General features: G+C 60.2%; 9 protein-coding genes and 1 tRNA gene. 1 reads left to right on the forward strand and 9 read right to left on the reverse strand.

The features are described from left to right. Window positions 1–115: 115 nt before the first annotated feature. The 7 genes from FMN63_RS14595 to chvE all read right to left on the reverse strand — a co-directional run bounded on the left by FMN63_RS14595 (window position 116) and on the right by chvE (window position 9,419). Window positions 116–1,624 carry an aldehyde dehydrogenase (NADP(+)) gene (locus FMN63_RS14595; RefSeq protein WP_148584676.1) on the reverse strand — a complete coding sequence of 503 codons (1,509 nt, stop codon included), beginning with the start codon at window positions 1,622–1,624 and terminating at the stop codon, window positions 116–118. Between the two features lie 27 nt (window positions 1,625–1,651). Then, window positions 1,652–2,575: a Gfo/Idh/MocA family protein gene (locus tag FMN63_RS14600; RefSeq protein WP_148584677.1), complete on the reverse strand. Its 924-nt coding sequence runs from the start codon at window positions 2,573–2,575 to the stop codon at window positions 1,652–1,654. After that, complete coding sequence (gene araD / locus FMN63_RS14605; RefSeq protein WP_205514030.1) at window positions 2,575–4,317, reverse strand: L-arabinonate dehydratase; 1,743 nt, start codon at window positions 4,315–4,317, stop codon at window positions 2,575–2,577. The genes FMN63_RS14600 and araD overlap by 1 nt, the downstream gene beginning before the upstream one ends. Window positions 4,318–4,320: 3 nt before the next feature. Continuing rightward, on the reverse strand, window positions 4,321–5,316 hold the full coding sequence (gene araD1 / locus FMN63_RS14610; protein ID WP_148584679.1) for an AraD1 family protein: 996 nt from the start codon (window positions 5,314–5,316) through the stop codon (window positions 4,321–4,323). Between the two features lie 4 nt (window positions 5,317–5,320). Further along, window positions 5,321–6,565, reverse strand: coding sequence for a multiple monosaccharide ABC transporter permease (mmsB, locus tag FMN63_RS14615; protein WP_148584680.1), 1,245 nt, complete (start codon window positions 6,563–6,565; stop codon window positions 5,321–5,323). A gap of 11 nt (window positions 6,566–6,576) precedes the next feature. Then, the gene (gene mmsA, locus FMN63_RS14620; protein ID WP_148584681.1) at window positions 6,577–8,091 is read right to left on the reverse strand and encodes a multiple monosaccharide ABC transporter ATP-binding protein; all 1,515 of its coding nucleotides are present in this window, start codon (window positions 8,089–8,091) and stop codon (window positions 6,577–6,579) included. A gap of 248 nt (window positions 8,092–8,339) precedes the next feature. Next, entirely contained in the window at window positions 8,340–9,419 is a 1,080-nt protein-coding gene (gene chvE, locus FMN63_RS14625; protein ID WP_148584682.1) for a multiple monosaccharide ABC transporter substrate-binding protein, read from the reverse strand. A 156-nt stretch (window positions 9,420–9,575) separates the two neighbouring features. On the opposite strand from chvE, the gene FMN63_RS14630 reads away from it, so the two are divergent. Continuing rightward, window positions 9,576–10,532, forward strand: a complete 957-nt coding sequence (locus FMN63_RS14630; protein WP_148584683.1) for a LysR family transcriptional regulator — start codon at window positions 9,576–9,578, stop codon at window positions 10,530–10,532. 62 nt (window positions 10,533–10,594) lie between these two features. On the opposite strand, the gene FMN63_RS14635 is transcribed toward FMN63_RS14630, so the two are convergent. Next, window positions 10,595–10,670, reverse strand: a tRNA-Phe gene (locus FMN63_RS14635). A 380-nt stretch (window positions 10,671–11,050) separates the two neighbouring features. Next, window positions 11,051–12,646 carry a bifunctional metallophosphatase/5'-nucleotidase gene (locus tag FMN63_RS14640; protein ID WP_148584684.1) on the reverse strand — a complete coding sequence of 532 codons (1,596 nt, stop codon included), beginning with the start codon at window positions 12,644–12,646 and terminating at the stop codon, window positions 11,051–11,053. Between the last annotated feature and the right edge of the window lie 303 nt (window positions 12,647–12,949).

A 12,949-nucleotide genomic window follows, 5' to 3' on the forward strand; every position in this document is an offset into this window, starting at 1 on the left:
AGGCCGCAGGCCTGTCTCGAAGGATGGGCACATTGCTCTGAGCAAGCGGCCCATCCTTCGAGACGCGCACAGGTGCGCTCCTCAGGATGAGGTCTTTATCTGGTCACTTGCCGGCTCAGTTCGTCGGCAGCAGGTCGTCCGGCAGGTTCTGGTAGCAAACCGGACGCAGGAAGCGGCGGATGGCCAGGGTGCCGACGGAGGTGGCACCGAAGTTGGTCGACGCTGGGTAAGGTCCACCGTGAACCATGCTGTCGGCAACTTCCACACCGGTCGGGAAGCCGTTGGCCAGTACGCGGCCAGCCTTGCGTTCCAGCACGGGCATCAGCTTGCGGGCGAGGTCCATGTCACCTGAGTCCATCTGCAATGTGCAGGTGAGCTGGCCTTCCAGGCCCTTGGCGATTTCCAGAAGCTGCGCTTCGTCCTTGACGCGCACCACGATGCCGAGCGGGCCGAAGACTTCCTCACCCAGTTCCTCGTTGGCCAGCCAGTTGTCGCCGGTGGTCTCAAAGACGTAAGGCGCGGCTTCACGGGTTTCGCAGGAGGTGCCGATCAGCTCACGAACGCCACTGGACGCGGCGACCCGTTTGGAACCCGACCGAAAGGCGTCTGCGATGCCGTCTGTCAGCATCGTCTGCTTGCCCATGCCATTGAGGGCTTCGGTGGCCGCTTTCACAAAGGCATCAGCGTCCGGACCTTCGAGCACCAGAAGAACGCCCGGGTTGGTGCAGAACTGACCGGCGCCCATCGTCAGTGACCCGGCCCAGCCCTTGGCCAGTTCCGCGCCGCGTGCGGACACGGCCTTGGGAAGCAGGAACATCGGGTTGACCGAACCAAGCTCACCGAAGAAGGGGATCGGCACGGCGCGCTGTGCGCACAGGTCGAACAGGGCACGGCCGCCGCGCAGCGAACCGGTGAAGCCGACAGCGCTGATCAGCGGGTGCTGAACCAGCGCCTGGCCAACCTCATGGCCATTGCCCTGGATGAAGGAGAAGACGCCCGGATGCAGGCCGCAGGACTTGATGGCCGCCGCAATGGCCTCGGCGACGATTTCGCCCGTGCCCGGGTGCGCCGGATGGCCGCGTACGACCACGGGACAGCCCGCTGCCAGTGCAGATGCCGTGTCGCCACCGGCCGTCGAGAACGCCAGCGGGAAGTTGGATGCACCGAAGACCGCGACGGGCCCAATTGGGCGCTGCACCAGCTTCAGGTCCGGGCGCGGCAGAGGCTGGCGATCCGGCAGAGCTTCATCGTGACGCTTGTCGAGATACTCGCCTTTCAGAATATGCGAGGCAAACAGTCGAAGCTGGCCGGTTGTGCGGCCGCGTTCGCCCTGAAGGCGCGCTTCCGGCAGTCCGGTTTCGGAGGTCCCGATTTGGGTAATGGCGTCCGCCCGTGCCTCGATCTCGTCGGCAATGGCGTTCAGAAACTTCGCCCGGTTCTCGCTGCTGGAGTACCCGTAGCTCCAGAAAGCTTCTTCCGCTGCCCGGCAAGCCGCGTCGACCTGCTCGATGGTTCCCATGGAGAAAGAATGAGCCGCGCCATGCGCCGGTTCGGAGGTGAATGTCGCATCGCTGGCAACCCATTGCCCTGCAACAAGCTGCTTACCGTGAGGCATAAATGTCATGTCCAACCTTCTGGTTTTGAAGAGTGATTAAAATTCGAACGGATCAGTGATGACGCGCCGCCCGAGAGAAAAGGCGTCGCAAACATGAATCATTGGCGAGAGATCGACGTCGCTCGCGCCAGACTTCACCAGATCCGCCATGCGGATGTAAAGGTTGGCATATTCATGGTTCGCTCCCTGTATAACGGGCTCACCATCAATTTCCAGCCTCTCGCCACCGAGTGACAGCTTTGCAGTGCCCCGGTCGGTTTCCACGTCGATGTCCCACGTCTGGGGGCCTTCCTGACGCCAATCGAAATCGGCGGACATCTGCGCACCTGCCGGGTCGACAAAGGTCAGCGCGGCGGCAATCGGTGTTTCCCGGTTCTGCGGAAACTCCAGTGTCGCAGCGGTGATGTGAACCGGGTAAGGCAGAATTTCCGTCAGGATCGACAGCGCATTGATGCCCGGATCGAACACACCCATGCCCCCCGGTTCCCAGATCCATTCCTGGCCGGGATGCCAGCGGCGGACGTCTTCCTTCCAGGTGATCTTGAGCCGTTTCAACGTGCGTTCGGCCAGAAAGGCCTTCAACGCCGGCACGCTATCGGCGTAGCGCGAATGCCAGGTCGCGAACAGCGTCACCCCGTTTTCCTTTGCCAGGGCTTCCAGCGCGTAGCATTCGGCCAGGCTTTGGCCCGGGGGCTTTTCAAGCATCACATGCTTGCCGGCCTTCAGGGCCTTGGCCGCGTACTCGAACCTCGGCTGCGGCGGAATGGCCAGCGACACCGTGGTGATGTCCGGCCGGTTTTCCAACAGCGCATCGATCGTCTCGAAATGATCGATGCCGTCAACAGCGGCGTGTCGGCTGACCGCCGCTTCCAGTTGCCAGTCGGCATTGCCGGTAATTGCAGGAATATGCTGATCGCGGGCAATTTTGCCGATGCCCACCAGCGCCAGTTTTTCTGCCATCAATGTGAATCCTTCGGCACGGCGGAGCCGCGGCAGCCTTTCAGGAAATCGAAATCGGCGCCTGTGTCGGCACCCTGGACACGGTCATGGAACAACCGCGCGTAGCCACTTTCCGGAACATGGTGCGACGGCTTCCAGTCCGCAAGCCGTGCGGCCAGATCCTCCTCGGAAATATCCAGATGAATTTTCCGGTTCGGAACATCCAGTTCGATCATGTCACCGTCTTTGACGACCGCCAGCGGGCCGCCGGCGGCGGCTTCCGGAGACGTGTGCAAGACAACCGTGCCGTAGGCCGTTCCGGACATGCGCGCATCCGAAATGCGGACCATGTCGGTGATCCCTTTCTTCAGCACTTTCGGCGGCAGCCCCATGTTGCCGACTTCCGACATGCCGGGGTAACCCTTAGGACCACAGTTCTTCAGCACCATGACGCAGGTCTCGTCGATATCGAGCGCGTCGTCGTTGATCTTTGCCTTGTAGTCATCGATGTCTTCGAAGACCACGGCCCTGCCCTTGTGCTGCATCAGATGCGGCGACGCGGCGGACGGTTTCAGAACGGCGCCATTGGGGGCCAGGTTGCCCTTCAGCACCGCGATGCCTCCCTGGCTGGTCAGCGCCTTGTCCGCCGGCAGGATGACATCCTCGTTCCAGTTCTTCACGTCCTTGACCTGGTCCCACATGGTCTCGCCGGAAACGGTGATGGCGTCCTTGTTGAGCATGCCCGCCTCGCCGAGGCGCTTGATCACCACCGGCAGACCACCCGCGTAGAAGAACTCTTCCATCAGGTATTTGCCGGACGGCATCAGGTTGACGATGGTCGGGATGTCGCGGCCTGCCTTGTCCCAGTCATCAAGGGAGAGATCGATGCCGACGCGGCCGGCAATGGCCAGCAGATGGATGACGGCATTGGTGGACCCGCCGATGGCACCGTTGGTGCGCATTGCGTTCTCGAAGGCTTCCCGGGTCAGGATGTCGGACGGCTTCAGGTCGTCCTTCACCATCTGCACGATCCGCCGTCCGGACAGATGCGCCATCACCCGGCGGCGGCTGTCGACGGCCGGGATCGCCGCATTGCCGGACAGGGCCATGCCGAGCGCTTCAGCCATGGAGGCCATGGTGGACGCCGTGCCCATGGTGTTGCAGCTTCCCGGAGATCGGCTCATGGCGGCTTCGGCCTCCAGAAATTCTTCCTGAGTCATCTCGCCAGCCTTCACGGCCTCGGAGAATTTCCACAGATGCGTGCCGGACCCGACGCGCTCACCCTGGAACCAGCCGTTCAGCATTGGACCGCCGGTGACGACAATCGCCGGAATATCGACGGATGCCGCGCCCATCAGCAGTGAGGGCGTGGTCTTGTCGCAGCCGACGAGCAGGACGACGCCATCGAGCGGTGTGCCCCGGATCGCTTCTTCCACATCCATACTGGCAAGGTTGCGGAACATCATCGCCGTTGGACGCAGCGTGCTCTCGCCCGTCGAGAACACGGGGAACTCGACCGGGAAACCTCCGGCCTCGTAGATCCCGTGTTTGACCCGCTCCGCAAGATCGCGCAAATGCGCGTTGCAGGGTGTGAGCTGCGACCAGGTATTGCAGATGCCGATGACCGGGCGACCGTCGAAGAGGTCGTCCGGCAGTCCCTGGTTCTTCATCCAGCTGCGGTGATAGATGTGGTCGCGACTGGTGCCGCCGAACCATTCGGCCGACCGCAGCTTGCGCGGCCATTTTGCCGGTTTGAATGCCATGATCTACAGAACCTTCACTTGAGCTGCCCCGGCGTCCGCAGCCTTGAAAGCCAGCCGGTTTTTGAGGGGAACACCGAAGCCCGGCGCGGAAATCTCCACCTCATCCCCTTCCCGGCAGGAAATGCCATCGGCAAAGGAAAGCGTTGCCGTGCCGAACATGTGCACGTGCAGATCGCCCGGCTGGCGGAAAACGTCATATTTGAAATGATGGTGTTCGAGGTTCGCCAGCGTGTGAGACATGTTGGCCTCACCCGACAGGAATGGCTTTTCCCACAGCACGGCACCGTCGCGGTAGATCCGGCTGGTGCCCTCGACCTTCTCCGGCAACGGACCTACCAGAAGTTCCGGCCCGAAGGAGGCCGGACGCAGCTTGGAATGCGCCAGGTAGAGATAGTTCTGGCGTTCCATGACGTGGTCGGAAAATTCGTTGGCGAGCGCAAAGCCAACACGAAACGGCGTTCCGTCCTCCGCAACGACATAGATGCCGGCAACTTCCGGTTCTTCGCCGCCATCTTCGCAGAAGCCAGGGCTGACAAGTTCGCCGCCCGGCGCCACGGCGCAAGACCCGTTGCCCTTGTAGAACCATTCCGGCTGAACACCGACCTGCCCGGCCTCCGGACGGCCGCCTTCCAGACCGAGCTGGAACATCTTCATGCTGTCCGTGACGTTGGCATTGTCGGTCTTGGCCTTGGCATGCATCGCGTCGCGGGTCGCGGCGGATCCAAGATGGGTCAGGCCCGTGCCGGTCAGATGCATATGGGCGGCGTCCGGGTGATCGATCGGCAGCAGCAGCCGGCCTTTTGAAGCGAGCTGCTCCAGATCGACAGCCGCGCCAAGTTCATGACCACGGATGCATTCGGTCAGGCTCTGGCCCTTTCCAATGGCCTCCTGAACGAGTTCGTAAGTGGAAGCAACACCCTTCAGGACAGAGGCTTCGCTGCCGTTGCGGACGACCACGGCCCGATTGCCGGCATCATCCAGGATCTGGGAAATCAGCATAGAGTTACCCCTGCTTGTTCTTGTTGTAGACATCGAAAATGACGGCTGCGAGCAGCACGAGACCCTTGATCATCTGCTGGTAGTCGATACCGATCCCCATGATCGACATGCCGTTGTTGAGCACGCCCATGAGGAAAGCGCCGACGACCGCGCCAATGATTGTGCCGACCCCGCCGGACATGGACGCACCGCCGATGAAGACGGCCGCGATCACATCCAGTTCCAGTGCAAAGCCCGCCTTGGGTGTTGCGGTGTTCAGGCGCGCGGCAAAGACCAGCCCCGCTGCCGCAGCCAGCACACCCATGTTGGTGAAGGCCAGGAAGGTCAGCCGTTCGGTCTTGATACCGGAGAGCTTGGCAGCCTTCTGGTTACCGCCGAGCGCGTAGATCCGCCGGCCGACCGTGGTGGTTTCGGTGATGAAGGCATAGATGATCGTCAGGATGCCCATGGTGATCAGCACGTTCGGCAGGCCCCGGAACAGGGACAGCTTGAACATCACGAAAATCAGTGCGGAGGCGATGATCACGTTGCGGGCAACGAAGAAGCTGGTGGGTTCATCCTCGATGCCATAGGCCTTGTTCTGGGCCCGCTGGCGCAGCCCGATCCACACCACCAGGGCCGCAGCGGCGATGCCGGTGGCAAGCGCCAGAACGTTGACCTTGCGAGCCCCGAAGAGATCCGCCAGCGCTTCCCCTATTCCGGCCGGGAACAGATCCGGCACGAAACCGGTTGCGATGATCTGGAATTCCTTCGGGAACGGACCAACCGACTGGCCTTCCAGCAGCCAGAGCGACAGGCCGCGGAAAACAAGCATGCCGGCCAGCGTCACGATGAAGGACGGTATCTTCCAGTAGGCGACCCAGTATCCCTGGGCAGCGCCGATCACTCCGCCGATGGCAAGGCAGACGATCATCGTGAGATAGGGCGACTGGTCGTAGTTGACGATCATGACGGCGGCAAGCGCGCCGATGAAGCCCATCACCGAGCCAACCGACAGGTCGATGTTGCCCGAAACGATGACGATCAACATGCCGAGCGCCATGATGATGATGTAGGAGTTCTGCAGCAGCAGGTTGGTGATGTTCACCGCACGCAGCAGCGTGCCATCGGTGACGACCTCGAAGAAGGCCATGACCGCGATAAGCGCGAACAACAGACCGTATTGCCGCATATGCGAGGAGATGTACTCGCCGATGCCCTTGGTCTTCACGACCGGCGTTGCATTGGTGTCGCTATCAGCCAGTTCCATGGGTTTTTCTCTCATTCGTTGACAATGAGCGACATGATGCGCTCCTGGCTCGCATCGCCGGCGGCAAGTTCGCCAACGAGAGCCCCTTCGTTCATGACGTAGATCCGGTCGCACATGCCGAGCAGTTCCGGCATCTCGGACGAGATCATGACCACGCCTTTGCCCTGCGCGGCGAGGTCGTTGATGATGGTGTAGATTTCGTATTTGGCGCCGACGTCGATACCGCGGGTCGGTTCGTCCAGGATCAGCACTTCAGGTGCGGTGAACAGCCATTTGGCCAGCACCACCTTCTGCTGATTGCCGCCGGAGAGGTTGACCGTTTTCTGGAACACCGACGGGGTGCGGATCGCCAGAGCTTCCCGGTATCGCTCGGCAACGCGGGTTTCCTCGTTGCGCTTGAGGATAGGACCGGAGGAAACGCCGTCCAGGTTGGCGAGCGTCGTGTTGAACCGGATCGTCTCGTCCAGCACCAGCCCCAGAGCCTTGCGGTCTTCGGTGACGTAGGAAATGCCCGCCGAAATCGCGCGATCCACCGTACTGACATCAATCGGCTGCCCCTTGAGCTTGACCGAACCAGTGATGTTGCGGCCGTAGGAGCGGCCAAAGATGGACATGGCCAGTTCGGTCCGGCCGGAGCCCATCAACCCGGCAATGCCGACGACTTCTCCAGCACGGACGTTGAACGAGGCATTCTTGATCACCTGCCGTTCGGAATGTTCGGGATGCCAGACGGACCAGTCGGCAACCTCCATCAGAACATCGCCGGGTGTGCGGCTGTGTTCCGGGAACCGGTGGGTCATGTCCCGGCCGACCATGTCGCGGACGATATCGTCCTCGCTCAGGCCTGCCTTGGCGTCGAGGTTCGACACGGTCATGCCGTCCCGGATCACGGTGACACTGTCTGCGACGTAGCGGACTTCGTTGAGTTTGTGCGAAATGATGATGCTGGTGACGCCTTGCGACTTGAGCTCCAGCATCAGGTCCAACAGCTTCCGGCTGTCATTTTCCTGAAGCGCCGCGGTCGGCTCGTCCAGGATCAGCAGCTTGACGTCCTTGGACAGCGCCTTGGCGATTTCGACAAGCTGCTGCTTGCCGACACCGATGGAATCGACCTTGCTCGTCGGCGGCTCCGAAAGACCGACCTTGGCGAGCAGTTCTTCGGTGCGCTGATTGGTTTTCCGCCAGTCGATCACGCCCTTGCGGGCACATTCGTTGCCCAGAAAGATGTTTTCCGCGATCGATAGCTGCGGCACCAGGGCAAGTTCCTGGTGAATGATGATGATGCCCTGCTTTTCACTGTCCGAGATGCCGGAGAACCGGGCTGGTTCGCCTTCGAAAACGATCTCGCCGTCATATTGTCCGTGCGGATAGACGCCGGACAGAACCTTCATGAGCGTGGATTTGCCTGCGCCATTCTCGCCGACGACAGCGTGAATTTCGCCTTTCTGGACATCCAGATTGACCCGGTCCAGCGCCTTCACGCCGGGAAAGGTCTTGCTGATGTTCTGCATGGAAAGGAGTGCCATCGACCCCGTTCTCCGAATTCCGAGGAAAGAGCCGCCCGTCGCGCCGGACAATCAGGGTCCGGGTGCGTTCCATGCTTCCAGCACTGCGGGAAGAACGGAAACTTCATGTCGATGGGCGGTAAGTGCTGCCGGATCAGCGGAGGCTCAATCGGTTTGGATTGAACCTCCTGAGGCTGACCCTTGTTGAGGGGCCGGAGCATCTTCCTTACATTCGCCAGAACGCGGGATGCTCCAGGCCGTTTCGGTCGTTACTTGACCTGATCTTCGGTGTAGTAACCGCTGCCGATCAGCACTTCTTCCCAGTTGCTGGCGTCGACGGACACCGGCTCCAGGAGGTAGGACGGAACAACCTTCACACCGTTGTCGTAGGTGGTGGTGTCGTTGATTTCCGGCTCGCCGCCACCCAGAAGAGCGTCAACCATGCCGACCGTGACACGGGCCAGTTCGCGAGTGTCCTTGAAAACGGTCGAGTATTGCTCGCCGGCCAGGATCGACTTCACGGACGGGACTTCGGCGTCCTGACCGGTGACGATCGGCATCTTCAGATCGCCCGAGCCGTAGCCAACGCCTTTCAGCGAGGACAGGATGCCGATGGACAGGCCATCATAGGGGCTCAGAGCGCCGTGCAGCTGCTTGTCGGTGTAGTGAGCAGACAGGAGGTTATCCATGCGGGACTGTGCGACAGCACCATCCCAGCGAAGCGTACCGACCGTGTCCATGCCCATCTGGCCGGACTGGATGACGATGGTGCCATCGTCGATCAGCGGCTGCAGAACGGACATTGCGCCATCGTAGAAGAAGTAGGCGTTGTTATCGTCCGGAGATCCGCCGAAAAGTTCGACATTGTACGGGCCGTCGCCGAAGCGCTCCTTGAGGCCGTTGACCAGGGACGTTGCCTGCTGCACGCCCACCTTGAAGTTGTCGAAGGTGGCGTAATAGTCGACGTCGCCGCTGTCGCGGATCAGGCGGTCATAGGCAATAACCTTGATGCCGGAAGCTGCCGCATTTTCGAGAGCGTTGGAAAGCGTGGTGCCGTCGATGGCGGCAATAACCAGAACGTCCACACCCTTGGTGATCATGTTCTCGATCTGGTTGAGCTGGTTCGGAATGTCGTCTTCGGCATACTGCAGATCTGCGTCATAGCCGGCCGCGGTGAACTGCTCGACCATGGAATTGCCGTCGGAGATCCAGCGCGCCGAAGATTTCGTCGGCATGGCGATGCCGATGGAGCCCTTGTCCTGGGCCATTGCCGCGCCGCTCAGCGCGACGCCGGACATAAGGGTTGCTGCTGCCGCTACCGCGACGAGCGCCTTTGAAACAAATTTCATATCGTCCTCCCGGACCGGATCCCAGCCGGCCCCATTCAGTCACAGGCATTCACGGGTTGATGCCGAGGAGTACAAAATGGAAAAGTGACATGACGGTCAAATTATTATTCATTATCATTACATACCCAGATTGATATGAACTGATGGAAATTGGCCATGAGCCTGGACTTGCTGCGGCGGGGAATGAAAATCTCCCATCTGCGATTGCTCGCAGAGCTTGCAAAACACTCACGCCTCACAGACGCGGCCAATGCCCTGGGCATGTCTCAACCGGCTGCTTCACGTCTCATTTCCGAAGTCGAGCGGGTTGCGGAGGCCGAGGTCTACGTGCGGTCGGGCCGTGGAATCGAGTTGACCGACATCGGCTACAAACTGGCCGAACGCTGCGTGCGCATTCTGCAGGAATTCGCCGATGCGGGGCGCGATATCGAACAGCACAAGTCCGGCCAGAGCGGACACGTCAGCATCGGTTCGGTGACCGGCCCGGCAATCGAATACATCCTGCCCGCGATACGTCATGTCCGCCTCAGCTACCCGGATATTTCCATATCGGTGGAAGTCGGCCCCAGTCTTGATCTGGCGCCGATGCTGGAAGATGGGCGTCTCGACTTTTCCCTCAGCCGCGTGCCGGTGGACGAGGATCCCGATCTGTTTGAGGAACGCCCTCTCCTGCGCGAGCCTGCCTGCCTGGTCGCCCGAACGGATCATCCGCTGACGCGCGTTCCGGCGCCCATACCCGCTGACGCCCTGCTTGGTTTCGACTGGGTGCTGCCACCGGTTGGCGCCCCAATCCGCACCACGGCCGAACAGGCCCTGCGCGACAAGGGGCTGGGTCTGCCCACCAAGGTGCTGACAACCTCTTCCTTCCTGTTTACGATTGCCACCGTACAGCGCACCAATTCGATCGCTGCCGTTGCCCAGTCCGTCGCAGCCAGCTTTGCCGAAAGCGCAGACGGAAGCCCGGGCACGATTACCGCTTTGGAAAGCGAGCTCCCCCTATCGGTTGAGACCTATTCCTTCCTGACCCGGAAAGGACAGGTTCTGACGCCTGTTGCCCGGATCGTGGCACAGGAAGTGCTGCGGGCAATCACCGGTGAAACAGTGCTCGCTTGACGGCTTAGGTAAAGCTGACGCCAAGCAACATCTTGGTATATTTAAAAAATATTGGGGGAGAGTGGTGCCCAGAGCCGGAATCGAACCAGCGACACGCGGATTTTCAATCCGCTGCTCTACCAACTGAGCTATCTGGGCGTGCCTTGCAAGTGGTCCGGGGCGAGCCCCGTTCGCTGAAAGCCCGGTCCTTATAGAGGCTCCCTGAAACCTTGTCCAGCACCCCGGCAAAGTTTTTTGCCAGAAGGCCTCACCTCACCTGTTGAAAACTCTGAAATGAAATAACCAACTGAAAAACAATAGTTTTGCGCCGCTACCAGCATCCCGGAAATTCAAGGCACAGCGGACATATCGGCAGATGCCGTATCTGGACACCGGGGCAAAATCACTGCTGCCTTCGGCAGTTTGACGTCCCCACTTTGCGAGCGACCTTCGAACTGGGTCAGCATCGTGGAACCGGAAACGAAAGAAGCGCGCCGCAAGCGGCGCGCTTCTGAGGACATGTCAGGATCTGGAACAGCTTATTTTGCGGTGATCCGGTCGTCCGTGTAAGCGGAATACCCGTTCTTGCTGGCGAGATAGTCCGACACCACGTCGGCAAGGTCCGGGCCGAAGTCATAGGCGCTCATGCCGTTGGTCGCGAAGATCTTGTAGCCGTCGCCACCACCGCGCATGTAGTTGTTGGATACAACGCCATAGACCTTTTCCGGATCCAGCGGCACATAGCTGTCACCTTCCAGGACCATGACATCGGAGATCCGCTCACCGGCGGGCTTGGTCTTGTCGAAGGTGTACTTCAGACCGGCCACCTGCGGGAAACGGCCTGCCCCCTCTTCCACCTGGCTGACGCCGTTTTCAAGTGCCGCGATCACATCGGAGCCCTTGAGTTCGAAAGTGGACAACGTGTTCTGGAACGGCAGAACCGTCAGGACTTCGCCTTTGGTGATTTCACCGGCATCAATGGAGGCCCGCAGACCACCGCCGTTCTGGATTGCGATCTGGACGCCCTGCCCCTTCACGCGATCAAGCATCGCTTCGGCAACAAGAACTCCCATTTCACAGACCTGGGCCCGGCAGACTTCGCGGTCAGCCCCGATGGGCGCGTCGGCCTGGGCAACGACTTCCTGACGGATTTCATCAAGCGGTTCGGCCAGTTCCTTGATCCGCGAAACCAGTTCCGGGTTTTCGACGATGGCGTTGTCGATGATGATCGGCTCACCGGAAGCTTCCGTGATGACGCCGTTGTCGTCGAAGGTCACATTCAGCTCACCGAGGAACTTGCCATAGGCATAGGCCTGCACGACAGCGGTCGGCGTTCCGTCCGGACCGTCGATCATGGTCGGATACGGGCCTTCGGCCTTGTCGGACGTGTTGGACAGATAGGTGTTGGTATGACCGCCGACGATCACGTCGATCCCAGGAGCCTTGGCAGCAACCTCCTTGTCGACCTTATAGCCGGAGTGGCTGAGGACGATGATCTTGTTGACGCCTTCAGCAGCGAGCTTTTCTGCCTCGCGGGTGACTGCTTCAACCGGGTCGGAGAAGGAAACATTCGAGCCAGGGCTGGACAGTTCGTCGGTGTCTTCCGGCGTCAGGCCGATCAGGCCGATTTTTTCGCCGCCGCGCTCAATCACGATCGAAGGCTTGAGAACATCGGCGAGTTGCGGCTCCTTCGAGATATCCGCGTTCGACATCAGAACCGGAAATTCGACGGCATCCATGAAACCGCGCAGGACTTCAGGTCCGTCATCAAATTCATGGTTGCCGACGGTCATTCCGTCGTAGCCGAGTTTGTTCATGAACTCGGCCGCAGCCTTGCCTTTGTAATAGGTATAAAACAGCGTGCCCTGGAACTGGTCACCGCCATCGACGAGGATCGAGTTGTTGCTGGCCGCGCGGCGATCCTTGATGATCGTGTCGAGGCGCGCTGTACCTCCAAAACACTTGCCTTCCGCATTGTCTTCCGCGCTGCAGGTCGAGTCGTATTTGTTGATCGGCTCGATGCGGCTGTGAAAGTCGTTGGTGTGCAAGATCGTCAGCGAATAATCGGCATAGGCTGCCGTCGACAGTGCCGTGGTCACGGACAGCACTGCGGCGCTCAGAATACGTTTTGTCATCGGACCCTCGCCCTTGGATAGGTTGGTTATGCCGTATCAGGAACGAGACGCCTGACGCCGGCTTCCCGGTGTTCTTAAAGACCCACACACGTCCAACAAAGGGTAAGACCCCGCCCGGAAACCACCGGAATTGAGGACGTCAGGATCGCCGGTATAAAAAGATCTTGGTGCAGATTTATGACAGCTGCAAGTGCCTGACGGCGTGAAACTGAAAAAAATTTTGCTGGATAAATATTTTTGCAGCATTGCCTAAAAATCGCACAATCCCGCCATCTCTATCCATCACCCTTCAGAAGCAGCAGC

This window comes from Stappia sp. BW2 (genome assembly GCF_008107695.1).
Lineage (GTDB): Bacteria > Pseudomonadota > Alphaproteobacteria > Rhizobiales > Stappiaceae > Roseibium.

Bases quoted from the DNA above. Each gene is read 5' to 3' on its own strand.
- FMN63_RS14595 (WP_148584676.1), bottom strand. From the start codon at position 1,624: ATGACATTTATGCCTCACGGTAAGCAGCTTGTTGCAGGGCAATGGGTT.
- FMN63_RS14600 (WP_148584677.1), bottom strand. From the start codon at position 2,575: ATGGCAGAAAAACTGGCGCTGGTGGGCATCGGCAAAATTGCCCGCGAT.
- araD (WP_205514030.1), bottom strand. From the start codon at position 4,317: ATGGCATTCAAACCGGCAAAATGGCCGCGCAAGCTGCGGTCGGCCGAA.
- araD1 (WP_148584679.1), bottom strand. From the start codon at position 5,316: ATGCTGATTTCCCAGATCCTGGATGATGCCGGCAATCGGGCCGTGGTC.
- mmsB (WP_148584680.1), bottom strand. From the start codon at position 6,565: ATGGAACTGGCTGATAGCGACACCAATGCAACGCCGGTCGTGAAGACC.
- mmsA (WP_148584681.1), bottom strand. From the start codon at position 8,091: ATGGCACTCCTTTCCATGCAGAACATCAGCAAGACCTTTCCCGGCGTG.
- chvE (WP_148584682.1), bottom strand. From the start codon at position 9,419: ATGAAATTTGTTTCAAAGGCGCTCGTCGCGGTAGCGGCAGCAGCAACC.
- FMN63_RS14630 (WP_148584683.1), top strand. From the start codon at position 9,576: ATGAGCCTGGACTTGCTGCGGCGGGGAATGAAAATCTCCCATCTGCGA.
- FMN63_RS14640 (WP_148584684.1), bottom strand. From the start codon at position 12,646: ATGACAAAACGTATTCTGAGCGCCGCAGTGCTGTCCGTGACCACGGCA.